Genomic DNA, 26084 nt, shown 5'->3' with positions numbered 1-26084 from the left:
ATTATTGAAGACGCACCAAGCGATCGCGCAAAATTTTAGCTTGTTGTTCGGCTTCCGCTAGACTGTCCCTTGTGCCTTGCACGACGGCGGCAGGTGCTTTATTGACAAAATTGGGATTTTTTAGACGAGCCGTGAGGGATTGCACATCCCCCTCTACCTTGCTCAAGTCCTTTTCTAGCTTGGCACAAAGCGCCTCAATGTCAACTAACCCTTGTAATGGAATCAGGACTTGAATCGTGCCGACAACTCCGGCAAAGGCCTGTCCATATTCTTGATCTAAGCTGGGGGTAATTTGGACTTTTTCCCCTTTGCCAACGTCTTGGATATAAACTTGACCTGCGGTTAACACCTCCCGCTCGGTTTCGTTCTCACTTTGGAGAATCATGGAAACCGTTGCACCGGGTTTAATGCCCGCTTCAGCGCGCAAATTGCGAACAACCCGAATTGTACTAATAATTAGCTCAAAATCCTGTTCAAGTTTAGGATCTATTAGCGTTTGGGGGGACACTGAAGCTGTTGGTGAGGTGGGTTGTGGGGTGGACTCCTCTAAGGGAAAAATGGCGGGAGTCTCGGGGGCAATATGGGGGGTTAAGTCGATCATTTTGCCGATCCAAGCTTTACCCCGTTCCCATGTTTTCTGACGATCCTCAACTCGTCCCCAATAACGATAGACAAACCAGCCACTATAGAGGAGTCCAATTAATTGGAAGGCGGGTTCTAAGAAGAGAATGTCGTTGATGGCATCGAGGGCGGCAAAGACAAAGCGCAGGAGCATCAAGAGCAGAATCAAGGCTCCGAGAACCCAGAGCGATCGCCGATTGTGTTTTAGGAGGTTGGTGGTGTTAACAGGCAAGTCTGCCAGAAATTGTACAACAGGATTGTCATAATCCGCCGTTTTTGGGGTCAGAAAGGCTAAAGTATCGGGTTCTGATAGTTTTGGCTGTTTTTCGTCATAGGCTGTTAGCACTTCGTCCACTTGGGGATAGGGTTGTAGGGCTAAAACCTCCCCCGATTGTTGGGTGAGGGTGTGCCAGAGTTCCTCGGTAATGTGGGGCATGAAGGGATGAAGGAGTTTGAGAATCCCTTCTAAGACATAACCGAGGGTTTGTTGTGCCACTCGTCGGGATTTAGAATGGCTACTTTGCCGGAGACGGGGTTTCACCAGTTCAATATACCAGTCGCAAAAGTCGCCCCAAATGAAATCATAGAGGCCTTTGGCGGCTTCTCCTAACCCGTATTGATCCAAGTGGGAGCGAGTTTGGGCGACGACTTGATAAAAGCGGGAGAGAATCCAGCGATCGCTCAATTCCAACCCTCGCACATCGGGCATCCCCAATTTTTGCGGGGGTTTGCCGTCCAAATTCATCAACACAAACCGCGACGCATTCCAGAGTTTATTGGCAAAGTTCCGCGAGGCCTCCACCGATTCCGACTCATCGGTTTTGCGGTCATACTGTAGGCTAATATCCTGCCCCGCCCCGGCCACTTCCTTAATCAAGGTATAGCGTAGAGCATCGGCCCCATAGCGATTGATTAACAACAGAGGATCAATCCCATTTCCGGCGGATTTCGACATTTTCTTGCCGTTTTCATCCCGTACCAGCCCATGAATATACACATCCTTAAAGGGCATTTGTCCGGTGAAATGCCGGGACATCATCGTCATCCGGGCGACCCAGAAGAAAATAATATCAAACCCAGTCACAAGGGTAGAGTTGGGGAAGTATTGACTCAAGTCCTCGGTTTCTTGGGGCCAGCCCATGGTTGAGAAAGGCCACAAACCGGAGGAAAACCAAGTATCTAGGGCATCGGGATCCCGCATCAGTTCCACATCATCCCCAAATTTAGCCTTAGCTTTTTCCCACGCTTCGACTTCACTCCGGGCTACCACAAAGGGGGTATGGTCGGTAATTTCCCCTTGGGTCAAATTCACCGCATACCAAGCTGGAATTTGATGCCCCCACCACAACTGACGGGAAATACACCAATCTTTTAACTTGACCAACCAATCCCGATAGACCTTTTTCCAACGTTCAGGGACAAAATAGGGGGAATTGTTTTGATCCAGTTCTTGTAAGGCTTTTTGGGCGAGGGGTTCGATTTTAACGAACCACTGGGTCGAAAGGAGGGGTTCAACGGGGACTTTGCCGCGATCGCTATAGGGGACCGTATGGCGATAATCTTCCACCCGCGACAGCACCGCGTCCATCTCCAACCGCTTAATAATATTCTTCCGAGCGGTGAAACGGTCTTGTCCGGCAAACTCCCCGGCATTTTCATTTAACGTGCCATCTCTATTGAGGATATTAATAAACGGCAACTGATGGCGCGTTCCCATCTCAAAATCATTGGGATCATGGGCGGGAGTCACCTTAACGCAGCCCGTCCCAAACTCTGGATCCACCAACTCATCGGCAAAAATAGGAATTTTTCGCCCCACAATCGGCAAGGTTAACGTTTTACCGATTAACGCCTTATAACGAGGATCATTAGGATTCACCGCCACCCCCGTATCCCCTAACATGGTTTCTGGCCGCGTCGTCGCCACTTCCACCGACCCCGTGCCATCACTTAGGGGATAGCGCAGATACCACAAAAAGCCATCGACTTCCTTATTTTCCACTTCCAAATCCGACACCGCCGACTGAGACGCGGGACACCAATTGACCATATATTGGCCACGATAGATCAACCCTTCATCATAAAGGCGCACAAAGGCCTCTAACACCGCCTCAGACACCCCAGAATCCATGGTGAAGCGTTCCCGGCTCCAGTCCGCCGAAAGACCAATACGGCGCAATTGATTAACAATAGTTCCTCCGGAACTTTCTCGCCAAGCCCAAGCCCGTTCTAAAAACTTCTCCCGTCCAATATCGTCGCGGGTTTTTCCTTCTTCGCGCAATTGACGTTCTAAAATCGTTTGAACGGCAATACTGGCATGATCTGTCCCCGGTAGACAAAGCGTATTTTTCCCCAGCATCCGATGGTATCGCACCAAGGTATCCAAGAGGGAGGTATTAAAAGCGTGTCCCATGTGCAGGCTGCCTGTCACGTTGGGCGGGGGGATGACAATACTATAGGTTTCTCCTCCGACGCTGGGATCTGCTTGGAAAACGTGGTGTTCTTCCCAGTATTGTTGCCATTTCGCTTCTGTGGCAACGGGGTCATATTGGGTTGCTAGGTTGGGGGTTTTTGCAGTCATGCGGGACGTGAGTTAAATAAAAGCCTAAACTTAGTTAAATTTTGCCATAGGGAAGGGGGGGTTTTAAGCTTTTTGGTCAGATTTTCCCTAAACAACGGCTGTCCATAGTGAAAGGGTAGGGTGCGGGGCTTCCCGCCGAAGAAGCTAAAAAGGGTACGGTTTATCGTACCCTTTTTTGGATCGTAAAGTGTGATAGACCCAACCCGTCGTCAACTAAACATCATAGGGAGCTTTCCCAGAGAACTTAATGGTTACAGGTTCTGGGTTGCTGCCAATATTACGGTCTTTTTTGCCCGCGAAGGGACGACCTTCATTGACTTTTTCCGGGAAGACACCATCGGCGGGGTGGAGATATTGGGTTTCTCCGTTGGGGTAAATCCGATAGATTTTGTAGTCTTCGATTTTGGGTTTGAATTTCGTGCGCAGTTGGGTGCCAAGGGCGAGGCATTGTTCTTTACGGGCTAGGTAAAGTAAGTTTTCGCCTTCGTTCATAATGGCTGCGCCACCTGTGGGCATTTCAAAGACTTGTTCTTTGCTGCTGGTCCAGGTGATGGCGTATTTTTCTTCTACGTCTGCTTTGGTGAGCAGTCCGCCTGTGCTACCGCCAAATTTGGGGGGCTTTCCAGAAAGAGCTTCTGTCATAATTTTCTCTCTAAAACAATGAGTTTGTTTAGGGAATGCTATCACCCTAGGGCGAGACTGTTCGTGCTTCTGTCAAGAACTGTAACAGTTTGTTATGTAGGGTCTGCTGAATAACACCAGATGCTAGGCTCAACAAGGGAACAGGGAACTCTTAACAGGGAACAGATCATCTAAAACTGGCACGATTGCCTATTCCCGACTCCCGACTCCCGACTCCCGATTCCCCAACTCTCGGACTTATTCAGCAAGCCCTATGTACTAAAAACCACCGCTCCATTTTTCAGGGCGACTAACTTAATTTTCAACGGGCCGGCCGTATAGGTGGAGTCTACGGTGACGGCGCGTAATTCATTGTAGGATTGCCCGGAGCGCAACATTTGGTCTACAAAGTCGGTGAATTTTTTAATGTCGCCGTCTTCAATTTGAATGTCGCCGACAATGCCTGTGCGTCTGGCGCGGAATTGGGTAGCTGCAATCAGAGTGTCTAGGCGTTCGGTGAGTTCTTGATCGCTCATGGTATCGGGTTCTACGGAGACGGTGGCAACGACTTGATCGGGGGCAAAAATTTCTTGATTGAGGACGACATCGGCAAAGACACGGACAAAGGGTTCTTCGGCGATATAGTTCCCGGCCGAGAGGATGCGGATTACATAATCTCGACCGTCTTTGATTTGGTTGATTAACTGTTGCACTTGGGCTTCAGTGATTAAGACTACTCGTTCACTGATGGGTTCATTTTGTCCGGGACGGGTGGCTTCTATGGCCCGGCGATTGGCTTGGCGTAGGAGTTGATCCACGGCATCTTGAGCGGCGTTGGGGTCTAAAATTCGCACCACTCCAAAGCTGAGGACTTCACCTCTGGCTAAAACAACACTGCCGACGCGCAAGCGTTGATAGTCTTCTTCGAGTCCGGAAACGGCCCCTTGGAGAAAGCTGAGTTGTCGTCCGAGTTCTAGTAGGGTGGATTCTCGATTTTGTAGGGTTTGATCTCGTTCGGCGATCGCCTCATCTAAATCCTGAATCCGCCCATCTCGCTCGCTAATTTCTTCTTGTAAGCGGTCTTGTTGTCTTGCTAGTTCCTGAAAGCGTTGTTCTCGTTCCCGTAAGACCCGATTCTGTTCGGCAAGGCGTTGATTGCGTTCTTGGATGGTGCGATCGCGCTCTCGCACTTGCCCCTGAAGTTGGGGAATTTGCTCTAATAATTCCTCCCGTTGTCGCAGGAGTTCCTTTTGTTGCCGAACCAGTCGTTCCCGTTGCTCCCGCAATTCCTGCACTTCGTCTCCCAATTCGGCGGCCTGTTCTTGGGTAGACTCATAGCGTTCTTGGATCACGATTAATCCTCGTTCTACCATCTGCTTTTCTTCACTCACCCGGTTCAGTTCTGCCTCAACTTGTCCTTTTTCTAAGCTAATGTGGTGCAGATCCGCTTCGGCCACTCGCAACTCCCGCAGAATGTCATCGAGCCGAAAAACCCCTTGACGCAAGGACTTACTACTAGCAAACAAAATCCCTAATGTGCTAGCCGCAATTACCGTCCCGGTCATGACTGTTACTACAATGGCTGTATTCTTTGGCCGGAGGTTAAACAGGCGGAGTCTTGCTTTACCAACTTTTGTCCCGATGCGATCGCCCAATACAGCCAGTAACCCACCAAGCACTAAAACGGCTGCAATTAGGACGTAAGCACTGGTCATGGATTCCCTACTCTACTCTGTTGCTGTTTGTTAAGCTTACCGCTTACCACTCAATCTTGCCAGTTTCTTTTAACAAAAATGTTGCGGAATTTCCCTTCCTCGCTTGCAGGGAGGGGATGGATAGCAACCCCGTAATATACTGAGCGACAGCGAATCCTTAGATAATCTGTTATTTTGAGAAACGGGCGCAATTCCCCCGTTTCAAGTCCAAGCATGGTCGGCAGTCTTTAAGTTATCCTGCTAACGTTAAGTTGGAGGGGGATTACATCAAAATACCGGGAAAGATTGGATTGATTTATTGCCGTCGTCATCGGGAATTTGAAGGGACAATTCATACAGTTACTCTTTCTAAAAATCCTGATGGCAAATACTATGCTTCGGTATTAGTGGATGACGGGAAAGATACCCTTAGCCCATCGGTTGAGGGCAAAGCTATTGGCATTGATGTTGGGCTAACTCATTTTGCCATTACTAGCGATGGGTCTAAGTACGACAACCCTCGCCATTTTGCCAAGCATCAGAACAACCTAAAGCGTAAGCAACAAAAGCTATCGCGTAAAAAAAAAGGTAGTAAAAATCGAGCTAAGGCGAAACAAAAAGTCGCCAAAGTTCACAGTAAAATTGCCCATTGTCGTGAGGACTTTCTACACAAGCTATCCCGCACGGCAGTCGCTACAACGGGGGGAACCCCCGCAACGCGCTGCCTTAAGATAGTTAACGAAAACCAAGTAATTGCTGTAGAAAATCTGAACGTCAAAGGGATGGTAAGAAACCCTCAACTAGCCAAGGCAATTAGTGATGTGGGTTGGGGGATGTTTACCACTATGCTGAAATACAAAGCCGAGTGGGAAGGCAAAACCTATATTGAAGTTGACCGCTATTTTGCGTCTTCAAAAACTTGTCACGTTTGCCTTAATCGAGTGGATAGCTTACCGTTAGAGGTTCGGCAATGGGAATGTCAACATTGTGGCACTCACCACGACCGTGATATTAATGCAGCACAAAACATTAAAAATGAAGCCTTGCGGATATTGTCGTTGGGAACCAGCGATACGGCCTGGGGAGGGAACGTAAGACAACCTGGCAAGATTTCGGTTTTGCTAGATGCTTTTCCCATTGAATCAGGAAGCCCCATCCTCGCGCCTCGGCAGGGTGGGGTAGTTCACGTAAACTGTTGACTGAGGGCTACTGGATTATGCACGGTGATCTTTTTCTTGTGGATTGAGATCATATCTTCTTGACGCAAATCCCCCAACAAGCGAGTCACCGTCACCCGAGTAGACCCGATGGCTTCGGCAATGGCTTGATGGGACAACTTCAGGTCAATGCGAATCCCGTTAGGAGTCGGCACACCGAAATCCCGACAGAGAATGAGCAGAAAACTGACCAAACGAGAACCCATATCCCGATGGGCGAGGGTTTCAATCATCATCTCCGTTTGTAAAATCCGCGAAGATAGCCCTTTTAACATAACCATTGCTAAATCTGGATTTTCTTTTAAGGCCTGTTCCACCTGATCAATCGGCGCGGAGAGCATCTCTACAGGGGTAAAGGCGACGGCATGGTAAAAACGATCGGATTTTTGTCCGGTAATGAGAGACAAAACACCAAACACACTATTTTCCCGCAACAAGGCCACGGTAATCTCTTCCCCGGCCTCATAGACTCGCGACAGCTTCACTGCGCCTTTCATTAAAAAATAAACTCGTTCGGCGGGATCTCCGGGGAAAAAGATCGTTTTTCCGCGTTCACAGGTTTCGACAACGGGCGGAAATGAACCACTTCCCACTTGACGAAACACCGAAGCTAAAGGTTGATTTTCAAATACGGAAAAATCCATTGCAGAAGCGGTTTAGGGACAATAGTTAAGTGAACTTAGGCTGAGACAATTATAGGCGATCATGCTTAGAGAGGTGGGATTTGTGATCTGCACTTGGATGACAGTTACCCAAGAATGCCGATGGGGATAGGTTCAGACCCTACCGATCCGGGTATAGGACGTTCTGGGGGAATTGAATCAAATATAGAGTCAGGCGGATAAAACGTTCAAGTTTTTTCTCTAGGGGGTAAGTGAAGCTATCCCCTATTCCCTGAGAATGGTAAGGTAGAGTATTGTCCGGTCTTCACACCAACCATTGAAACTTATGTTAGATTTGACGGGAAAAAAAGCTCTGGTGACTGGCATTGCCAATAATCGGTCTATTGCTTGGGGGATTGCTCAACAACTACACCAAGCGGGGGCGGAGTTGGGAGTCACTTATTTACCCGATGAGAAAGGGCGTTTTGAGAAAAAAGTGGGTGAGTTGGTTGAACCCCTTGCTCCGACGGTGTTTTTACCCTGTGATGTCCAGAATGATCAACAGGTCGAGGAAACCTTTAGTGCGATCGCCGAAAAATGGGGAAAACTCGATATCCTCATTCACTGTTTAGCCTTTGCCCAAAAAGATGACCTTTCTGGAGACTTTAGCGCCACCTCCCGCCAAGGTTTCAACACTGCCCTTGATGTTAGCAGTTATTCGCTCACCCGACTTGCCCATAGTGCTAAACCTCTGATGACTGACGGGGGAGCCATTGTCACCCTCACCTATTTAGGGGGCGTGAAAGTCATTCCCAACTACAATGTGATGGGCGTAGCGAAAGCCGCCCTAGAATGTAGTGTCCGCTATTTAGCCTCAGAACTCGGCCCCCACAATATCCGAGTCAATGCCATCTCAGCGGGCCCCATTCGGACTCTCGCCTCCTCGGCCGTGGGCGGGATTCTGGACATGATCCACCATGTTGAAGCCACGGCCCCCCTCCGCCGCACTGTCACCCAAGTAGAAGTAGGCAATACCGCCGCCTTTTTATGTAGTGATCTCTCTAGTGGCATTACCGGACAGGTGATCTATGTCGATTCTGGTTATGAGATCATGGGGATGTGAACCTGTTCTAATATCAATTTTGAAGGAGAACCATTGATGCAGCTAAGTGATAAACCCCTAGAAAGCCCAGAAATGAGCCATTCTCGACCCTTACGGAGTGCGGCTGTGCGGCGGACGACCGGGGAGACAGATGTGGAAGTGCGGGTCAATTTAGATGGTACAGGGGCTTGTCAGGTCAATACGGGGGTGCCCTTTTTAGATCATATGCTGCATCAAATTTCCTCTCACGGTCTAATTGATTTAGCAATTACCGCCACCGGGGACATTGAAATTGATGATCACCACACTAACGAAGATGTGGGGATTACGTTAGGTCAAGCCTTGGGGAAAGCATTAGGCGATCGCAAAGGAATCCACCGTTTTGGTCATTTCATCGCCCCCCTAGACGAAGCCCTCATTCAAGTTGCCCTAGACTTCTCCGGTCGCCCCCATCTCAGTTATGGTCTAGACATCCCCACCCAGCGCGTCGGCACCTACGACACCCAATTAGTGCGAGAATTCTTCGTCGCCATCGTTAATCATAGTCAAATGACCCTACATATTCGCCAACTCGACGGCATCAACTCCCACCACATCATTGAGGCCACCTTCAAAGCCTTTGCCCGCGCCCTCCGCATGGCCATTGAAATTGACCCCCGTCGTGCCAGCCAAATTCCCAGTTCCAAAGGCGTTTTATAAGACTCGCCGAAAAAACTACCATCCCCTTGTCGATGCCGTCGTTGACAGCAACGGCAAGGCGGAAAAACTTCCCTGTAACGGGGGAGTTTTTCCATACAGCGCAGGATTTCCCCCCGAATAGGCTAAACATCATCAGGATTAATCCCATTTTCCATCAGTAAACGCCGGAAACGTTCCGCCCGTTGTTCTGCCGCTTCTCTAGCTTGTCGTTCCCATTCTTTGGCTTGTCGTTCCTCTTCTTCCCGTTGTTCGGCAGATTCTCTAGCTTGTCGTTCCCGTTCCGTCGGTGTAGGAATCCAATCCCCCGAACTCCCATAGAAACGTAACCATAAACGATTCACATTCTCATAAGTCCCTTGCCACAAACCCACTCCTAATTCCAATCCCTCCAACCACCAGCGATTCTCCCTTACTTCTACCTCCACATAGCGAGGAGATTCGGCTGTTGCTCCCCTTTCTAATTCAAACCCTCGAAACCCCCCCATTGTCCTGTCATATACTACATAGTAGGGAACCCTCAGAATCCGCTCATACACCTCCCATTTTGTCGGTGTTCCATCTACCTCCCCTTCCACTTGTCCTAAATCCTGACCTTGGGTACTTGGGGATAATAATTCCACTACCAGAGAAGGGCTAACCCCTTCTTGCCACACCACATAACTTAAGCGCAAGTCTCGATTTTCATATAAGCGAGGCACTCCCACCACCCCAAACCAATCTGGGCGTTTATATCGTCTGGTGTGGTTCTCATCGTAATAAACATTGAGATCCATTGCCGAAAAAACCTGTTCTGGGTCGTAATTGCCCGGTTGAAATGTCAGACGCAGTAATTCGGCTTGTAGGGGGTGGAATTGGTCCGGCAAACCCGGTTCTCCTACTTCTTCACTGGGTAGATCATACATAGTCGGCAGGGTTTTCTGCCTTGGGGTGAGATTAACCATAGCACAGGAGTTAGGATATTTCTCTCATCCTAACCTTTAACTCCCAAGATCCACCCACAGGAATGGGCAAACAAGGTTATCATAAAAGCAAAACGTGAAGTTTTGTAACTAAACTGAGCAAGAATCTTGAAACCCCAAAGCAGCCTAATCCTAGAAAGCACTTGGCACGCCCTCAGCCCTCTGTGGCAAGGGGGGGCGGAAGTCATTCAACAAGGACTTCCCCACAACCAACTCGCCCCCGCCTGGCAGATTTTACTCCTTGGGGATGGTTCACCGACCCGCCATCTGACCTTACTGACTCGGGAGAAAATCGAAGTGGATGTGATTGATATGTCCCTCATTGGCATGGACAATGACAAGGCTCCGCCCCTGATTGAGGCGGTACCTAGCCCTCGCTTACGGCGACAAGTTTGGTTACGCACGGCATCAGGTCAACGTTTAGCCTATGCGACTTCTTGGTGGGATGGTAGCCAAGTGGATGATTACCTCCAAAACCGCGCTCTTCCCATTTGGGATAACCTCTCACATCTCCATAGTGAGTTATATCGGGATATTCAAGGGGTTTACTTTGGGCATTCTGAACCGTTAGAAGAAGCTTTCCAGGAGAAAGGGCCTTTTTGGGGTCGTCATTACCTGTTTTGGCATAGTGGACAACCTCTCACCTTGATTTATGAAGTTTTTTCCCCCTATTTACGGAAATACTTAGGGAAAAGTCACTGAAAAGCCCGTGTTTTGTACTGATGGGATTGTTTAAGATTGATTCTTTGTGGCTTGTTGGTTTTTCCTAGAAGATTCTCCTTTATATTGAGAAAAAATACAGTAGTCATCCCATTGATTGTCCTGATCTGCGTTGGCAGATTTATTGTTGGAGGAACGGCGGATTAGGTCATACTTAACATCTTTATCAGCATAAATCGCAAACGTAATATTGAAAATTTCAAAGAATTGAACCGCCCATTGACACTCGTCTTCAGGAAACTGCATATAGTAACGAATAAGACAAGCAATCTGATGATCTAGGTGCATTCGTGCCGCAGGACAAATCAGAATTAACTTTAATAAAACAATCACTAAGGTGAGGGGATGCCCTTGGGAAAGGAAACGAGCAAACAGTTCTGAGGGTGTATTTTGATCTGTTGTGGTTAAATCATCAACGAGACGATTACAAGTTCTCAAAAGGAGTGGGTCATTGACAATTTCTTCTTCATAGTCTGGATAGATGTTATCAATACACTCACTGACTTTGTGTTGGAATGAGCCGAGTTCAGGTTTTTGGCTATCCCCTTGGTCATCAGTATAACCGATTAAGTAGTTTTTTAAAGCGTCTTTAAATTCTTGGTAGTACAATCCCTCAATTTGTTTGAGAAAAATATGTGCTAAATTGCTGTAGCTAAATCTCCCTCGTTTGGCCACAATTTTTTTAATTAAGCGGACGGCTTCTTCTCCTAAACCTGTGGGATTATCGGGCAGGTCTTGACGAGCAGCCTCGGACTGGGAAAGGGCTGTGTACATTGCGAGGTCAAATTTAAACTGTTGTTTCAGTTCATGGGAAAGTTGCCTAGCGGCTTCTCTCTGTTCCGGTGAGTTTTGTGTGTTTATATATTGGGGAACGAGTAAATAAGAGGTGTAACGTTTACTCCAGTGTAAACTTTTGCTCTCAATTCTAGCTTTGCGAAGAGGACGATTTTGTTCATCAGCGTGTTTGTGTAAAAGGGATTCGTGATGGTGTTTTAATTGGGGATCAACTTTGGCAATAAAGAGTTGTAAGTCTTGATAATCCTGACCATTTTTAAACTCTTGAACCCAAGAGTTGAGCCGCCGGGTAATTTTGGCAGAGGGGGAGTTATAGCGATGAGTTAAACGGGAGGTGCGGCTTTGTGCTTCTTCAAAGTTGGTAAATTCAAAGATATCAATGAGGTCTTGAATGGCCTCAAAACTACGATTGGATTCCCAATTATTAATTAAAATATAACAACAACGTTTGAAAGTATTTAAAAATTGTGATTTGTTGTCATGGTAAATTAAGGCTGTTACCGCACGAAAAACTTGAATATTGCTGGGGGAGGATTCGTATTCAAAAAAGATGCGGCAAAATTCCTGTAGGGCGTCCGCTGGGGGAAAATGCCGTACTAAGTCTAAGAAAAACCGAAAGATGGTTTCCTGAAGTTCTTCGATATCTTGGGGTTGCTCCAAAGCAGTTTGATGCTCCCTTGATAGATTTACTGCTTCTTTCATATAAATGTTACTGCTCATACTACTCATTGGGAAACTCTTGGGTCGAGTCCAGTAGATCGAGCCCAGCTAGCTGGAAGGGGGGACAGCCTCGAATGTTTTGATTTTACTCTACAAAAACACAAGAGTAACTGTTTTTTCGGATAAATGGAAAAAAAGCTTAAGGATGCTATTAAAAATCCCTTTTACCGTCAGATAAAAGGGACTTTATGCTTTTGGTTCACCGGAACGCCGTTTTACCCCAGTTTTTGACCTGGATAAACCAGGTGGGTACCTTTGGTTCTACTTTAGGTTTCCGAGTATCTAAGCTCGGTCTACCGCCGCAAACGCATTGATTCCCGTATCATTCAAGCATAGATCAACAAACTGAATGGGCAGTCACCAACGTTTCAGCAAACGCTTCTTTTTATATTACTCAATTTTTGCTGTGGGGGCAAGGGAGGAGAAGAAGGGGCGGGGATTATTGGTCTAGCTGGCTGAGGAGTTTTTCTAGGCTGGCGTTGGGTTCTAGGAAGGAAAAGAGGTGTTTGTAACGTAGGATGCCTTGGCTGTCGATGATGAATTGGGCGGGAAGGGGGGCGCCTAGGGCTTGGCCGACTTGGTAACTGCGGAAGACGTCGCAACTGGGGTTACTGAGGAGGGGCATTTTTAGGTTGAGATCCTGAACGACTTTTTGGCTTTGTCGATTGTCGGTGCTGGTAATCATCAGGATTTCGACTCCTTTGGCGGTGAATTGTTCGTAGGTTTCGTTAAGGGCTTTGATGTGGGGATAACAGAGGGGACAGTATTGTTTTTCGGTAAAGATGCGGGTAAAGGCGAGGATGACGGTTTGTTGGTTTTTGTAGTCGGAGAGTCTTAGGGTGGTTTTGTTGCGGATATCGGGGAGTAGGAAGTCGGGGGTTTTACGACCGAGGAGGAGGGGACTGGTGGCGGGGATGGGGAGGAGGTTGGAGAAGAAGCGGGGGTTTAGGAGGCCTCGGAAGTCGGTGGAGGTGAGCATAGGGTTTTGAATGGGTGGGATGGGGTGTTAATCCCTTGGGTGTGGGAGGATATCAGATGGCGGAAAAGTAGACTTTGGATTTTTTGGGGTCGGAGACGATGGTTTTGTCTCCTTCTTGCCATCCGGCTGGGCATACTTCGTCGGAGTGGGTTTGGACGTATTGAATGGCTTTGAGGGTGCGGAGGGTTTCGTCTACGCTGCGGCCGAAGGAGAGGTTGTTGATGGTGGAGTGTTGGATGATGCCGTCTTTGTCGATGATGAAGAGGCCTCGCATGGCTACTCCTGCGTCGGGGTCTAGGACGTTGTAGGCGGTGCTGATGTCTTTTTTGATGTCGGAGATGAGGGGATAGGTGATGTTGCCGATGCCGCCTTGGTTGCGTTCGGTTTGCATCCAAGCGAGATGGGAGAAGGCGCTATCGACGGATACGCCGAGAATTTGGGTTTTCAGGGTGGTGAATTCGTTGGCGCGATCGCTAAAGGCTGTAATTTCGGTGGGACAAACGAAGGTGAAGTTGAGGGGGTAGAAGAAGAGGATGACGTATTTCCCCCGGTAGTCGGAGAGTTTAATGGTTTTAAATTCTTGGTCTATGACGGCGGTTGCGCTAAATTCTGGGGCAATTTGTCCGACTCGTAAACATCCTTCCATTTGCTCTGGTTCTCCTAGTAGTCCATGATGGCTGATGGGGTTGAGGGGGAAAGTTTGGGGCTAGTGTTGACTCAACTAAGGGCTGGTTTTAAGGATATCATAATGCTGTTATTGGCTGTATTGCAAGGCGGCTAGGGCGATCGCACGGGGAAAGATTAGATGCTCTTGCACTTGGATCCGGGCGTGGAGGGTGTCGGATGTGTCCTGGGGGAGGATGGGAACGGCGGCCTGCATGAGGATGGGGCCGCTATCGACTTCTTCTCTGGCGATGTGGACGGTGCAGCCTGTGACTTTGACTCCGGCGGCGAGGGCTTGTTCTACGCCGTCTACGCCCGGGAAACTGGGGAGTAGGCTGGGGTGGATGTTGAGGACGCGATCGCTATAGGCATCCAATAATACGGGGGTGACAATGCGCATCCACCCGGCCATAATCACCCATTCCACGTCATGCTGTTTAAAGGTTTGGACAATCTTGTGATCGAGGGCTTCTCGACTGGGGAAGTGGCGATGATTGAGCAGAATGGCGGGAATCCCTAAACGTTCGGCTCGTTCTCGGGCTTTGGCTTTGGGTTTGTTGTAGACCAGAACTTGGATTTGGGCGTTGAGTTGACCTTGGGCGATGGAATGGGCGATCGCTTCAAAATTACTTCCACTACCCGAGGCCAGAACTCCGAGCTTCAGGGTTTCCGGGAGTTGTAGGTCTTCGAAAAGTAGGGGAGGGGAGATAAAACTCGGCGTTTGCTCCATCATAAAAAAGCTCGGGTTTATAACGGCAGGATAACGTAATGGCAAGCCGCCCATCACAAGGGCTGGCTAAACTAGGATAAGCCTTTAAGGACAATTTCAGCCCTTCTCATGGCATTTTTTAATTTTTCCCGGCTCAGGGGATCATCGCCCCCCGGTTGGATCACTAGCTTTAAAACACTTTAAGCAAAAAATGAGCGATTAATCTTTTATCTATTTATTTTAGTAAACAAAAACAAGCTTAAACTCAACAAAATTGTTTATTTAGGCTTTTTCTGTGAACTTTGGTAACAAAAACTTGTGTTTTTCTCAGAACCTCCCTAAAGTAGAAATTGAAGCAATTAAAGCTTCCCTGGCAGATAAAACAGCCAAGCCCAATAGTCTAGCGAAACCCCCTAGGCTATTGACGTAAAGCAAGTTACATCCAATACACATAGAGAGGTAAAAAGCGCTGTTTAAGATTATATCTGTCTCGTTAAACGGTAAAAGCGGTAACTCAGAAGAAAGCTTTGGTTTCCTCAGCTAACAGAAGGGAGTAATGGTTTAGATTCATGAAGTTGAATTTTCCGAATCTGTACCCACTCCATTCAGATTTTAAGGATCAGAGGAAAAATTAAGCAAGTCTATGCAGTTACCGCTTTTGCTTGGGAATTTTTGGAGGTTGGTTTTGCCCAAAAGAGAACCGTTTCTGCTTAAAGTTTTAGGTTTAATGGCGGTCTATTTTTTGGTTAACTTTAGTAACAAACCCTTGTTTTTTTTCGTTGACTCCTCTACATTAGTAATTGAAGCTAATCAAGCTTCCCTGGCAGATAAAACAGCCAAGTTCGAGTCCAATAGCATAGAGAGGTAAAAAAGCTGTTACCCTTCATATCTGTCTCGACTAACGCAAGGGCAGCAACTGATTCAGACCGCGATAACATCCTCTAATTAGCCCGCAGAGAGTGTGAAGCCTGTACTCCTAAGTGCGGTTAGCCTCTAGCCAGTCTCAACGACGTGAGGAAGTTCAACGCAAGTCTAATCCGGTTGCTGCTTTTGCCATGTTTATTTTTGGTTTCTTTATTAATCCATGACAAAACTGTTTCCCTTGACAACTGTTGGGGCATTAGTGGTTAAACCAGATCAACAAGTTCTCATCGTTCAAACAACAAAATGGCGAGGGACTTGGGGGGTTCCGGGGGGTAAAGTAGACTGGGGAGAAAGCTTAGTAGAGGCTCTTATTCGAGAGTTTCAAGAGGAAGTGGGTTTGCAACTCAAAAATATCCAGTTTGCTTTGTGTCAAGAGGCGATTTTAGATCCCCAATTTCATAAGGAAGCCCATTTTATTATGATGAATTACTACGCTTTTTCTGAAAGTGATGTGATTATACCCAATCATGAGATTGAGGAGTGGGCTTGGGTCGATCCTGAGCAGGCTTTAGATTATCCTTTAAATAGTTATACCAGAATTTTAATTGAAAATTATATTGAAAATTGTACGGACACCGAGGGAAGGTAAGACTGGCTTGTCAGCATATCCCCAGGAAATGTTAAGGATTGCCGTGGCTTCAGCCCGGTGAAATGGATTCCTGGTGCTAAAGTGGTAGGTTTTGGGCAATCTTCAGTGAAGGATATTCCATCGTCCCATAGACTAAACCTAAGAGGGGTCCCATTTGTTCTGTTCCGGTAACGGCGAGGTCGCTGTGACAGAGAATCAGATTTTTTTCTACTCGCCCTAAAAGGTCGCGCAGAAGTCTTTCTAGGCGCTCTTTGTCTGTTTGTATTTCCTCTTCTGGGGACCAGGAAGCACCAGACCACTGGCGGAGAAAAATGGGTGCGCCAAATAGTCCGGCCGACCCACTTTTTGCCCACAAATTTGATCCAATATCTAACCAAAAGTGCCAGGGATGGCTACGACGGAGGGAGCGGTATTGGAAGATGGTGGCGAGGGTGACGGCGTTGGGTTGGGTCATGCCCCAAGACCGGAGGGGGTAGGGATTGGCGGAAATGGTGCCTTGCCGGAGGAGTTGGATAAAGCGAGCAATGGCATCAGAAGCACCGGAAAGGGGTTCATGTTGATTTAAACGCCGTTCGACTTGCCAGAAATGTTGGGCGGTTTCCATTAACTCCCGTAGGGCGGCTAACTGGCTAAAGGGTAGGGATGCTCGATCTAGGAAAAAATGGTGCAGGGCTTGATCTAAAAAGATGATGGTTTTGAGGTTGGGCTGTTTTTGCTGGGTTTCTTGTAACCATTGGCGAATTTCTTCATAGGCATTGAGCGCTCGATGACCTAAACGATCCCAACGGGGGTAAGTGGTGGCGGGGCGGAGTTGGGGCTGTTCGAGATTGACCTGATAACAGTAATCGGCGAGAAGGCCAGCCCTTACGGGGTCAATGGTACTGTGGGCGGGGTTGCCTGCTCCACTTAAGACGACTAACATTTCTGCTACGCTATCTCGTTCGACCCAGCGGCCGAGATGGGGGTAAAAGAAGGGGAGGAGGGTGAGGAGGGCGCGGATGGAGGGTTCGCTGATCAGGGGGCGCTGTTCGTTGAGGGGTTCAACGGGGATGCCTTGCTGGGTGAGGAGGGAGATTAGGGTGTAACGGGCGATCGCATCTAACCCCGGAGCAATGACGGCAATCTCTGAAGGTTGCACCTGTTTCTCCCGCACGGCCTGGGCGATCGCATGAACGGTCTGGCTGAGTAAAGTTGAGCGGGAAATGGTTTGTAGGGATGTTATGGACTGGGGGAGGGCGGGGATAATTTGCTGTCCTAATGCTGTCCTAACTAGGTCATCCCCCCAGTCGGCGGCTAATCCGGGGGGAGTCGGGAATTGTTCCACCTGACACCGGGTGCTGAGTCCTAGGAGATAATCGGGATCGGCATTGAGGCCTAAACGGACTTTTCCGTGAGGATTATAGGTAAACACCCCCCAGGCCCCGTGATTGAGGAGGGATTCAATTAAATCTCGGGCGATCGCCGGATAATCGTCGAGATCATCGGCAAAAATCCCCTGATACCGTCGTTTTAAGTGATGCTCATAGGTGGGATGAGGCAGTAAATAGCGCCAATACAACTCATAGAGAATGCCATAACTCAACAACCCCCGATCTAAACACCATTTGCGCCACTCTTCTAACAATTCCCCCCGTAACTGACTGGCCTCGGGTTGATACTTCCACTCTTCCCCCACGAAACCTTGAGTAACCCTATCTGGATCTTCCCCCACGAAACCCCGAGTTAACCTCTCGGGGATCTCTTCCCAAGGAATGCCACTCGCCGATGCTAACTGCAAAATATCCAACGTCTCCCGCACAAAACGGGATTCAGACATCCCCCCTAGGTTCTGCTGAACCAGCTTAGGATGCCAGAGACGGGTAGCTAAGGTTTGTTCCATCTCCGGCCGCAAACGCAGGGGAAATTGGGCTTTAATCTGTAACTCCTCAAACAACAGAGGCCAGAATAACACCACCTCATCCGTCACGAAACCGAGGGGGGTTTTGGAGTAAATGGGATAACGTCCTGCGATCGCCTGACTCAACTGTTCCGCCAACACCCGCCGATTATCATCATTAGCCGCCAACACCAAACCCCCCGGCGTTTTCCCCCCGGCCACCGCTTCCTGTCGAGTCACCCAGCGCTGAAATTCCCCTACCAAACGTTGGGTTTTCCCACTGCGCGTAATCCCACTAATCCAAAGGGGTTTTAGGTCAGACATCATGGCAAAATGTTCAGAAATCAATTCAATTCGGCTGTATCGACAGTTTAGATTCTTTTGGTAGAATACATCAAACTGCCGGAGGATTCTTTGTCCTGATGAACTTCTTAAAAAGTACCAACACCGAACCCAGTTTACCCCTAGAAATTCCCTACAGCCGATTAAAGGAATTTTGCCTAACTCATCGGATTGTTAAGTTGTCTTTTCCTACTTAAGTCTTACACGATATTTTTTCCCCGATGAACCTAAAAACCCTAATTCGTAACCTCCGACGCTGGTATTATGACACACCCGATCGCGCTTTAGATCAAGCGTATCGAGCCGCCCGGATTATCAAAACCCTCGAAGATGAATATTTTGGCGGTCAAAAAGTCGCCCGGGAGAATGGAGAACATTCCGAACGGGTTTTTAGTTATTGCCAAGCAGAAGTGCAGAAACAACTCAAAACAGCCCGTTTGCGGCTCACAGAATTTAAAGCCACTCGCCGCATTATTAATGATCCTGACTTACTCAACTCCCCCTATTATAAAGCAGAAATTCAAAAAAGTTCCGCTATTATCATTGAAAAATTAAACTTTATTGATGAGATATTTTTACGGTACAATCCCCCCCCAGAACCCGATAATACCATCTCGGTTTCTGCGGTAAAACTCCCGGAGTATTCCGCCAATCAATCCCTAGATTTAATCAAGCCAAACCCGCAGCCTAAAGCGATTAATCCACCCAAAGAACCCCCAAATCTACAAAGTGCCTCCGATAAACGGGGAGCAGTTCCTCGCTCTATTTTAAACACCTTTAGCCGCATCAAACGGGAAATTGACCCCAACACCTCCGAATCCGAAGATGAAGTTGTGAGCAAGTTTCGCAAAGCTCGCAATCGCACCGCCAGTTCTATTAAGTTTATCTTGTTGCTGATTATTATTCCTCTGCTCACCCATCAATTGAGCAAAAACTTTATAGTTAAACCGATTATTCAACAGCAATTTTTCTCCCATCAACAGGATATTGTATTTTTAAATCAAGACCAGCAAGAAGAAGCGTTTATGGAACTAGAACGGTTTCAACGTAGCTTAGAGTTTAGTCGGATGATTGGGGTAATACCGGATATTTCCGAGGAACAAATAGGAGAACAAGTGACGCAGAAAGCACAAGAATTAGCCGAAGAGTTTCGAGAACGTGGGGCGGATTCTGTTTCTAATGTCTTTGCGGATCTCTGTTCTGTAGGTGCGTTTACTTGGATTCTCTTGATTAATCAAGGAGAAGTTGCGAATTTAAAGGCTTTTATTGATGAGTTGATTTATGGTTTAAGTGATTCAGCAAAAGCATTTTTAATTATTTTGTTTACAGATATGTTTGTAGGATTCCACTCTCCTCACGGCTGGGAAGTGATTCTAGAGGGGTTTGCTCATCATTTTGGTTTACCGGAAAGCCGAGATTTCAATTTTCTGTTTATTGCTACATTTCCGGTTATTTTAGATACGGTGTTAAAGTATTCAATTTTCCGCTATCTTAACCGCATTTCTCCCTCTGCGGTGGCGACTTATAAGACGATGAATGAGTAATCGTCGTTTTGTGGGTTGGGTGACATGAAATGTAAACCAACCTTTCTTTCTTACTTGTCTCCCTTAATTGTTGGGTTGCGCTGTCGCTACACCCAACCTATAGTGCTTTTGAGTAGTCGTTTTGTGGGTTGGGTGCAATGAAATGTAAATCAACATTTCTTTCTTGCCTTTCTCTCGTAAGGGTTGGGTTGCGCTGTCGCTACACCCAACCTACAATGCTTTTGAGCTAGAAACATTTCTGAGCCGAGTAGACTAACTTTTCTCGCGCTTCTTGAGTGACACGACCCTCCATGATTTCCATTTGCAAGTGACAGAAAATTTTCATGTCATCACAGGGACATTTTTGACCCAGTAGTATTCTTAGTTCTTGTTCTGCCTCAATGGTTAAATAACCTTGTCTAAGGGCTTGTTGAACAATCTCACTAATACTCCCCATAATTATGAATACCCCACAAAAACATTGATGAATAAACTAGGAACAAACGGCTCACCCTCGAAAGCTCGCGGTGATAAATGCTTCATAAGTCACTACAGACGATCAACCTTTCATTTCGCAGCAACGGAAATTTTCTTGAGTAGAGAAATAGATCCGTTGCTGGCACACTCCGACTGTGGGGAGGAACCCAGAAAACGCCCTCAAGGTTAGTTTTTGAGCTTAAGGCTGATGGCTGTAAAGAACACCCTCTTAGTATTCAACCGGACTTAAGGGCTGTTGAAAGCGATCGCCGTAAGTTATGATAGTGATCTGATCCCACCACACGATTTAAGCGAAAACCCACGCATGAAGTCTTATCTCGCCGCCGCCATTCAAATGACCAGCCAACCCGATCTAGAGAAGAATTTGATCGAGGCCGAAGAATTGATTGATTTAGCCGTCCGTCAGGGGGCGGAGTTGGTCTGTTTACCGGAAAATTTTGCCTTTATGGGAGAGGAACAGGATAAAATTGCTCAGGCTGAGGCGATCGCCCAAAAAACCGAAAAATTCCTCCACACCATGGCGCAACGCTTCCAAGTGACCATTCTCGGGGGCGGTTTCCCCATCCTCGTTGAAGGCACCCAGAAAGTCTATAACACCGCCCTATTAGTCGATCCCAATGGCAAAGAACTAGCCCGTTATTATAAAGTTCATCTCTTTGATGTCAACGTCCCCGACGGCAACACCTACCGAGAATCGAGTACCGTGATGGCCGGGAAAGAATTGCCCCCTGTCTATCATTCAGACACCCTCGGCACCCTAGGTTTATCGGTTTGTTATGACGTGCGCTTCCCCGAGCTATACCGTTATCTGGCTCAACAGGGCGCCGAAGTCCTCTTTGTTCCCGCCGCCTTCACCGCCTACACCGGAAAAGACCACTGGCAGGTATTACTACAAGCCAGAGCCATTGAAAACACCGCCTATGTCATCGCCCCCGCCCAAACAGGCAATCACTACAGCCTCCGTCACACCCACGGTCACGCCATGATTATCGACCCGTGGGGCATGGTTTTAGCCGATGCCGGAGACAAGCCCGGTGTCGCCGTGGCAGAAATCGACCCCGCCCGTTTAGCCCAAGTGCGGCGGCAAATGCCCTCCTTAGAACATCGAGTATTTTAGCTAAGACAAAACTTCCCCAGTTTTCTTATAGATGAAATCTCGCACCTTCTCATACCCTTCGGGATCCCCGAGTTGGGTAATAATGATGGGAATAGAAGCATCCGGCAACCAAAACGTGATTTTTTGATTAGGACTATAACAAAACGTGCTGATGCGGTTCAAATCAATAATGTACTCGCTGCGGTCATAGAGTAAACGAATCCATGAACCGCTTAAAGAATGATTTGCCAGTTGAGTTATATAGTTAAGAACCCGGTAGTAATCATCAGGACTCGCCTGATGATTAATCACAATCGGACTAGCACTTTCAGGAAGCCAGAAGGTTAAACGACCGTTGGGGGCGCAAACAAAAGCACTAATATGATCAAGATCAACAATATACTCTTGTCGTTCATACTGAATTCGGACCCAATATGCCACGCAACCTCCTCTCCCAACACAACCTAAAAGCAACGACCCCCTTTGATATTAAGCCAGAGTTCTGTATCCATGAGGATAACGCGAAATCCCCTGCTTTGGATATGCCTTCGCTCCAAATTGAACAAAATCCGGTTAGTCATCCCGAGGGGTGTTCAAAAATCTTTACCTTAATCTCGCAGAATGCCCGCACTCTGACGTTGGCGCAGCCTGACCGTAGGACTTAGGCGAATCTCGGGAGGATGGCCGCGACCCATCTAAACTGGCAGGGGACAACCCATTGCTCCCTACACCTGTGATGCGTCGCCCAAGATTTGGGGTAAAATAGCAGCAATTCTAATTGTACAAAACCATTCAACCTAAGCTAACGAACACAATTCAGTAAGCATACGCCTGTGAGAGAAAAGAAAACCCGCCGGGATGTCCCTCAAATTAACGAAAGAGTCCGTTTCCCCAAAATTCGGGTCATTGATACCGATGGCTCTCAAGTCGGGGTGATTACCTCCGATGAGGGTCGTCGTCTGGCCGAAGAACGGGAATTGGACTTAGTGTTAGTCAGCGATAAATCCGACCCCCCCGTTTGCCGGATTATGGACTACGGCAAATATAAATTTGAGCAAGAGAAAAAAGCCCGGGAAGCTCGTAAAAAGCAGCATACGGCTGATGTGAAGGAAGTCAAAATGCGCTACAAGATTGAAGAACACGACTACCAAGTTCGTGTGAACAGCGCCCAGCGTTTTCTTAAAGCAGGAGATAAAGTCAAAGCCACTGTCACCTTCCGAGGTCGGGAAAGTCAACACGCGGATCTGGCGGAAGCCTTACTGAAACGGATGGCTGACGACTTACAAGAGGTTGCAGAGCTTCAACAGGCTCCAAAAAAGGAAGGGCGTAATATGATTATGTTACTTTCTCCGAAAAAATGATTTTTTGAGTAACAAGGTAAGAGGCAAAAGGCGGAAGTGATTTTTTAGGCTTTTGCCTTTTTCTTTTCTCTTTTTCCTTCCAGCAGAGACTATGAAATCCTTAAAAATTGCCAAAAGTCCAACGGACTGGGGTGCAAAGCTGTTGAATCTGCTCAATCTCCGTCCTGAAGAAGGGGAACGAACCCTCTTTATGTTCATTGCCTACACCTTGACCTCTATCGGGTTACTGTGGTTAGAGCAAACTACTATCGCGCTGTTCCTAGACGGGTTTGGGGCTGAAGGTTTGCCCCTGATCTATATGGCGAGTGCGTTAATGGGATCCGGTCTTGGGGTGTTGTACTCTTGGCTTCAGAATAATTTCCCCCTGAAAAAGGTCTTTGTCATTATTGCCCTGTTAATGTCCATGCCCTTGCTTGTCTTCCGTCTGGGGTTAGAATTGGCGAACATTAACGGTTTTTTTGTACTGGCGACGGTTTTTATTCTGCGCTTGTGGATGGATGCGGAAGAAATCCTCAATGATCTCAATTCTCAGGTGGCCGCGAACCAGTTATTTAATATTCGGGAAATTAAGCGGGCTTATCCCATTATTGCCAGTGGGTTGTTGTTGGGGGATGTGATTTCGGGGTTTTCCATGCCCCTGTTACTCTGGCTGATTGGGCTGAAAAATGTCCTATTCCTCGCTTCTTTGATGATTCTGTTAGGGGGTGGGGCGCTTTTGTACCTTAGTAATCGTTATAAGCAGTTTTTCCCCGATACTCCGGTGCGGGAGTTAGATGATTTACAACCGACTTATGCCTCTCGCCGCACCAATACCTCTCTACGCAAGTATGTTATTCCCCTGTTTGCTTTCTTTATTTTGGGGGAAGTGTTGTATTTATTGGTGGAATTCCAATATTTAGGGGAATTAGAGCGGGCTTATCCTAATACTGATGAGATTGCGGGATTTTTGGGGCTATTTTCGGGGTTTGTAGGCATTTGTGAGTTAATTACTCAGTGGTTTGTGTCAAGTCGGGCGGTGGAACGGTTAGGGGTGTTTATTGCGGCGATGTTCCTCCCGGTTTCTCTCTCGATTTTGGGTTTCTTTACTATTGTTCTGGATTTAACTAAAATTGGCGGCTTTGAGTTAGACAGCGCCCAAATTCTGTTTATCGGGGTGATTGTCCTCAAGTTTTTTGATGAACTGTTGCGCTATACCCTGATTGCGGGGATTGAACCGTTTTTGTTCCAACCGATTCCGGCGGAGATTCGCAGTTCTATTCAAACCCAAGTACAAGGGATTGCGGAACCGTTGAGTACGGGGTTAACTGGGGTTTCGATTATTACGGCGGTTTGGTTCATTAGCGGTCTGTTTACGGATTTACCCGATGATTTACGACGAGAGTTCCAGGGTGGAATTTTTGTCGGGGCGATTGTGTTCTTTTCCATTATCTGGGCGCTCAGTGCTTTGTCTTTGCGCCAAAGCTATGTCAGTTTGTTGGTCCAGAGTGCGGAACAGGGGCGGATTAGTTTCTCGTCGGTGGATTTGAAGGCGTTTAAACGGGCAATTATTGAGTCTTTGGATCAGGAGGGGAATGAGGAGGATCAACGATCTTGTATTCAGTTATTGGAACGGATTGATGTGGAGGGGGCGGGGGAAATTTTGGCTCCGCGTTTGGTGAAAATGTCTCCGGTGTTGCAGCGTCAGAGTATGGAGGTGATGCTGCAATGTCCCAATGTGGTGTATTTGAGCCATGTTCAGCGTTTGATTGAACATAAGCCCAATTTAGATGTTTTGGCTTTAGCGTTGCGCTATATTTGGCTGTCTCAGCCGGAGTTGGAAACCCATAGTTTGAAGCCGTATCTCAATGAACGGGTGGATCCCATGGTGCGGGGGACGGCGGCGGGTTTGATTTTGCGTCGAGGGACGGTGGGGGAACAACCGGAGGCGATCGCAACCTTGGAAGATTTGTTAACTTCTAAACGAGAGCGCGATCGCATGATTGGCATTCAAGCCCTCGAAGAACTCCCGGCGACATCCCGAGTGAGTCAGCATTTTCTGCCCATTCTGCTTAAAGATGAGTCCCCCCGGGTGCGTTGTGTTCTTTTAGAGGCGATCGCCCACAAAGAACTCACCCCCTACTATGGCGCACTCGTTCGCGGTTTATACTACCGTTCTACCCGCAGTGCCGCCAAGCGTTCCCTCGTCGCCCTCGGGGATAAAGCCCTCCCTCTACTCACCCAGTTAGGGGATGACTTGCGTAAACCCGAGTTTATCCGCCAACAAGCTTGGACAGCAATGGCAGAAATCGGCAGCCGAGAAGCCCTCGCTCTCCTCTCCCAACGTCTGATGAATAGTTGGGGCATGACCCGCCGTAATCTATTGCGCATTCTGATTAAAGTTCCCGGAGATCACGGAATTGAGGCCGTTTTAGAGCATTTAGGGCGCAGTGGGGTAGAAACTCTCATTCAGCAAGAACTGCTCTTATTAGCTCAACTGTGTGCCGCAGAACTCGATTTAGCACCGGATCTCGTCACTGGACAAGCGGCCGATCTCCTGCGTGGGGCTTTACAGGGGATTCAACAAGATGTACTGGATCGGTGTTTCTTAATCATGAAACTCCTCTATCCTTTTAGTACCATTCAAGCCGCAATCCTCAATCTGGATTCTGACTCAGAAATTAGTATCGCCTTGGGGTTAGAAATTCTGGATAACACCCTAGATGTTCCCCAGAAACAAGTGCTTTTAAGGGTATTAGAGCGTCGTTCTACGGCTCAAAGTTTGTCGGATTTGGCGGAGTTAATGCCTTATCAACCCTTAAGTCCCAGCGATCGCCTCCGTCGTTTGTTAGAATTACGTCATTTTCTTTCAGATTGGACCCTCGCTTGTTGTTTCCACCTCGCCCGAGAACAGCGTTGGATGGTGACAAGAGAGGCCACCCTAGTCTGCTTGCAACACCCCAGTAGTTTTGTCCGGGAGGCCGTTCTGGTTTACTTAAAACAAGCCAGTCCTCGGACTTGTATTGAACTGCTGCCCATCTTAACCGACGATCCCGATCCCCTCGTGGCGGCGCAGGTGAACCGTCTTAAGAGTGAATTAAGCTCTTAAGGAATTATCAATTCTCAATTATCAATTTCCCCCTTGCTTGTTTTTTAGCAAACATGGGCTAGAATCTTGATGAGGTCTTGGGAGTTCTGATGTTTGCTGTAATCCTTC

Annotated in this window: 20 protein-coding genes, 1 other RNA gene and 1 pseudogene; 9 read left to right on the top strand and 13 right to left on the bottom strand. The window is 47.7% G+C overall.

Annotated elements, in window-relative coordinates; translation table 11 throughout:
• Window position 1: 1 nt before the first annotated feature.
• The 3 genes from SPI9445_RS0108920 to SPI9445_RS0108910 form a co-directional block, all read right to left on the bottom strand.
• The gene (locus SPI9445_RS0108920) at window positions 2–3202 is read right to left on the bottom strand and encodes a valine--tRNA ligase (protein WP_017304393.1); all 3201 of its coding nucleotides are present in this window, start codon (window positions 3200–3202) and stop codon (window positions 2–4) included.
• A 213-nt stretch (window positions 3203–3415) separates the two neighbouring features.
• Complete coding sequence (gene psaD, locus SPI9445_RS0108915) at window positions 3416–3844, bottom strand: photosystem I reaction center subunit II PsaD (RefSeq protein WP_017304392.1); 429 nt, start codon at window positions 3842–3844, stop codon at window positions 3416–3418.
• Window positions 3845–4095: 251 nt separating this feature from the next.
• Window positions 4096–5538 (bottom strand): DUF3084 domain-containing protein, encoded by a 1443-nt coding sequence (locus tag SPI9445_RS0108910; RefSeq protein ID WP_017304391.1) that lies wholly within the window; start codon window positions 5536–5538, stop codon window positions 4096–4098.
• A 170-nt stretch (window positions 5539–5708) separates the two neighbouring features.
• Here SPI9445_RS0108910 and SPI9445_RS24945 point away from each other — a divergent pair.
• Window positions 5709–6716 (top strand): annotated as a pseudogene (locus SPI9445_RS24945) (RNA-guided endonuclease TnpB family protein); the annotation flags it as partial.
• Here SPI9445_RS24945 and ntcA read toward each other — a convergent pair.
• On the bottom strand, window positions 6701–7378 hold the full coding sequence (ntcA, locus tag SPI9445_RS0108900; protein WP_017304389.1) for a global nitrogen regulator NtcA: 678 nt from the start codon (window positions 7376–7378) through the stop codon (window positions 6701–6703). The pseudogene SPI9445_RS24945 and the gene ntcA sit on opposite strands and share 16 nt — an antisense overlap.
• Before the next feature lie 304 nt (window positions 7379–7682).
• Here ntcA and fabI point away from each other — a divergent pair, with 304 nt between their 5' ends.
• Both fabI and hisB read left to right on the top strand, forming a co-directional pair.
• The gene (gene fabI / locus SPI9445_RS0108895; protein ID WP_017304388.1) at window positions 7683–8459 is read left to right on the top strand and encodes an enoyl-ACP reductase FabI; all 777 of its coding nucleotides are present in this window, start codon (window positions 7683–7685) and stop codon (window positions 8457–8459) included.
• Between the two features lie 36 nt (window positions 8460–8495).
• Window positions 8496–9137 carry an imidazoleglycerol-phosphate dehydratase HisB gene (gene hisB, locus SPI9445_RS0108890; RefSeq protein WP_017304387.1) on the top strand — a complete coding sequence of 214 codons (642 nt, stop codon included), beginning with the start codon at window positions 8496–8498 and terminating at the stop codon, window positions 9135–9137.
• Between the two features lie 122 nt (window positions 9138–9259).
• On the opposite strand, the gene SPI9445_RS0108885 is transcribed toward hisB, so the two are convergent.
• Window positions 9260–10039, bottom strand: a complete 780-nt coding sequence (locus tag SPI9445_RS0108885) for a Uma2 family endonuclease (RefSeq protein ID WP_017304386.1) — start codon at window positions 10037–10039, stop codon at window positions 9260–9262.
• 165 nt (window positions 10040–10204) lie between these two features.
• Here SPI9445_RS0108885 and SPI9445_RS0108880 point away from each other — a divergent pair, with 165 nt between their 5' ends.
• Window positions 10205–10798, top strand: a complete 594-nt coding sequence (locus tag SPI9445_RS0108880; RefSeq protein WP_017304385.1) for a chorismate lyase — start codon at window positions 10205–10207, stop codon at window positions 10796–10798.
• A 30-nt stretch (window positions 10799–10828) separates the two neighbouring features.
• On the opposite strand, the gene SPI9445_RS24940 is transcribed toward SPI9445_RS0108880, so the two are convergent.
• The 5 genes from SPI9445_RS24940 to purN all read right to left on the bottom strand — a co-directional run bounded on the left by SPI9445_RS24940 (window position 10829) and on the right by purN (window position 14706).
• A complete protein-coding gene (locus SPI9445_RS24940; protein ID WP_017304384.1) occupies window positions 10829–12313 on the bottom strand; it encodes a hypothetical protein in 1485 nt (494 codons plus the stop codon).
• Between the two features lie 213 nt (window positions 12314–12526).
• A non-coding RNA gene (gene ssrS / locus SPI9445_RS28385) (6S RNA) lies at window positions 12527–12709 on the bottom strand.
• Window positions 12710–12770: 61 nt separating this feature from the next.
• A complete protein-coding gene (locus SPI9445_RS0108870; RefSeq protein ID WP_017304383.1) occupies window positions 12771–13310 on the bottom strand; it encodes a peroxiredoxin family protein in 540 nt (179 codons plus the stop codon).
• A gap of 52 nt (window positions 13311–13362) precedes the next feature.
• Window positions 13363–13956: a peroxiredoxin gene (locus tag SPI9445_RS0108865; RefSeq protein ID WP_017304382.1), complete on the bottom strand. Its 594-nt coding sequence runs from the start codon at window positions 13954–13956 to the stop codon at window positions 13363–13365.
• Window positions 13957–14064: 108 nt separating this feature from the next.
• Complete coding sequence (gene purN / locus SPI9445_RS0108860; protein WP_026079638.1) at window positions 14065–14706, bottom strand: phosphoribosylglycinamide formyltransferase; 642 nt, start codon at window positions 14704–14706, stop codon at window positions 14065–14067.
• Window positions 14707–15766: 1060 nt separating this feature from the next.
• Here purN and SPI9445_RS0108850 point away from each other — a divergent pair.
• Window positions 15767–16195 carry an NUDIX domain-containing protein gene (locus tag SPI9445_RS0108850; protein WP_017304379.1) on the top strand — a complete coding sequence of 143 codons (429 nt, stop codon included), beginning with the start codon at window positions 15767–15769 and terminating at the stop codon, window positions 16193–16195.
• Between the two features lie 76 nt (window positions 16196–16271).
• Here the strand turns inward: SPI9445_RS0108850 and SPI9445_RS0108845 are convergent, their stop codons facing one another.
• Entirely contained in the window at window positions 16272–18395 is a 2124-nt protein-coding gene (locus SPI9445_RS0108845; protein ID WP_017304378.1) for a PD-(D/E)XK nuclease family protein, read from the bottom strand.
• A 239-nt stretch (window positions 18396–18634) separates the two neighbouring features.
• Here SPI9445_RS0108845 and SPI9445_RS0108840 point away from each other — a divergent pair, with 239 nt between their 5' ends.
• On the top strand, window positions 18635–19957 hold the full coding sequence (locus tag SPI9445_RS0108840; protein WP_017304377.1) for a proton extrusion protein PcxA: 1323 nt from the start codon (window positions 18635–18637) through the stop codon (window positions 19955–19957).
• A gap of 226 nt (window positions 19958–20183) precedes the next feature.
• On the opposite strand, the gene SPI9445_RS0108835 is transcribed toward SPI9445_RS0108840, so the two are convergent.
• Window positions 20184–20393 (bottom strand): hypothetical protein, encoded by a 210-nt coding sequence (locus SPI9445_RS0108835; RefSeq protein ID WP_017304376.1) that lies wholly within the window; start codon window positions 20391–20393, stop codon window positions 20184–20186.
• 345 nt (window positions 20394–20738) lie between these two features.
• Here SPI9445_RS0108835 and SPI9445_RS0108830 point away from each other — a divergent pair, with 345 nt between their 5' ends.
• A complete protein-coding gene (locus SPI9445_RS0108830; protein WP_017304375.1) occupies window positions 20739–21551 on the top strand; it encodes a carbon-nitrogen hydrolase family protein in 813 nt (270 codons plus the stop codon).
• Here SPI9445_RS0108830 and SPI9445_RS0108825 read toward each other — a convergent pair whose 3' ends face one another.
• Window positions 21552–21971, bottom strand: coding sequence for a hypothetical protein (locus SPI9445_RS0108825; RefSeq protein ID WP_017304374.1), 420 nt, complete (start codon window positions 21969–21971; stop codon window positions 21552–21554). It lies immediately after the preceding gene.
• A 392-nt stretch (window positions 21972–22363) separates the two neighbouring features.
• Here SPI9445_RS0108825 and infC point away from each other — a divergent pair, with 392 nt between their 5' ends.
• Both infC and SPI9445_RS0108815 read left to right on the top strand, forming a co-directional pair.
• Entirely contained in the window at window positions 22364–22891 is a 528-nt protein-coding gene (gene infC / locus SPI9445_RS0108820; protein WP_017304373.1) for a translation initiation factor IF-3, read from the top strand.
• Window positions 22892–22982: 91 nt separating this feature from the next.
• Window positions 22983–25976 carry an Npt1/Npt2 family nucleotide transporter gene (locus SPI9445_RS0108815; protein ID WP_017304372.1) on the top strand — a complete coding sequence of 998 codons (2994 nt, stop codon included), beginning with the start codon at window positions 22983–22985 and terminating at the stop codon, window positions 25974–25976.
• Window positions 25977–26084 lie beyond the last annotated feature (108 nt).

The sequence above is a fragment of the Spirulina subsalsa PCC 9445 genome (genome assembly GCF_000314005.1).
Classification (GTDB): Bacteria; Cyanobacteriota; Cyanobacteriia; order Cyanobacteriales; family Spirulinaceae; genus Spirulina_A; species Spirulina_A subsalsa.
The sequence above is the reverse complement of the archived record's forward strand: the minus strand, read 5'-3'. Positions and strand labels throughout refer to the sequence as shown.

What these genes read in the sequence shown, in the direction of transcription:
- SPI9445_RS0108920 (WP_017304393.1), bottom strand. Translation starts at nt 3,202, where the DNA reads ATGACTGCAAAAACCCCCAACCTAGCAACCCAATATGACCCCGTTGCC.
- psaD (WP_017304392.1), bottom strand. Translation starts at nt 3,844, where the DNA reads ATGACAGAAGCTCTTTCTGGAAAGCCCCCCAAATTTGGCGGTAGCACA.
- SPI9445_RS0108910 (WP_017304391.1), bottom strand. Translation starts at nt 5,538, where the DNA reads ATGACCAGTGCTTACGTCCTAATTGCAGCCGTTTTAGTGCTTGGTGGG.
- ntcA (WP_017304389.1), bottom strand. Translation starts at nt 7,378, where the DNA reads ATGGATTTTTCCGTATTTGAAAATCAACCTTTAGCTTCGGTGTTTCGT.
- fabI (WP_017304388.1), top strand. Translation starts at nt 7,683, where the DNA reads ATGTTAGATTTGACGGGAAAAAAAGCTCTGGTGACTGGCATTGCCAAT.
- hisB (WP_017304387.1), top strand. Translation starts at nt 8,496, where the DNA reads ATGCAGCTAAGTGATAAACCCCTAGAAAGCCCAGAAATGAGCCATTCT.
- SPI9445_RS0108885 (WP_017304386.1), bottom strand. Translation starts at nt 10,039, where the DNA reads ATGTATGATCTACCCAGTGAAGAAGTAGGAGAACCGGGTTTGCCGGAC.
- SPI9445_RS24940 (WP_017304384.1), bottom strand. Translation starts at nt 12,313, where the DNA reads ATGAAAGAAGCAGTAAATCTATCAAGGGAGCATCAAACTGCTTTGGAG.
- SPI9445_RS0108870 (WP_017304383.1), bottom strand. Translation starts at nt 13,310, where the DNA reads ATGCTCACCTCCACCGACTTCCGAGGCCTCCTAAACCCCCGCTTCTTC.
- SPI9445_RS0108865 (WP_017304382.1), bottom strand. Translation starts at nt 13,956, where the DNA reads ATGGAAGGATGTTTACGAGTCGGACAAATTGCCCCAGAATTTAGCGCA.
- purN (WP_026079638.1), bottom strand. Translation starts at nt 14,706, where the DNA reads ATGATGGAGCAAACGCCGAGTTTTATCTCCCCTCCCCTACTTTTCGAA.
- SPI9445_RS0108850 (WP_017304379.1), top strand. Translation starts at nt 15,767, where the DNA reads ATGACAAAACTGTTTCCCTTGACAACTGTTGGGGCATTAGTGGTTAAA.
- SPI9445_RS0108845 (WP_017304378.1), bottom strand. Translation starts at nt 18,395, where the DNA reads ATGTCTGACCTAAAACCCCTTTGGATTAGTGGGATTACGCGCAGTGGG.
- SPI9445_RS0108840 (WP_017304377.1), top strand. Translation starts at nt 18,635, where the DNA reads ATGAACCTAAAAACCCTAATTCGTAACCTCCGACGCTGGTATTATGAC.
- SPI9445_RS0108835 (WP_017304376.1), bottom strand. Translation starts at nt 20,393, where the DNA reads ATGGGGAGTATTAGTGAGATTGTTCAACAAGCCCTTAGACAAGGTTAT.
- SPI9445_RS0108830 (WP_017304375.1), top strand. Translation starts at nt 20,739, where the DNA reads ATGAAGTCTTATCTCGCCGCCGCCATTCAAATGACCAGCCAACCCGAT.
- SPI9445_RS0108815 (WP_017304372.1), top strand. Translation starts at nt 22,983, where the DNA reads ATGAAATCCTTAAAAATTGCCAAAAGTCCAACGGACTGGGGTGCAAAG.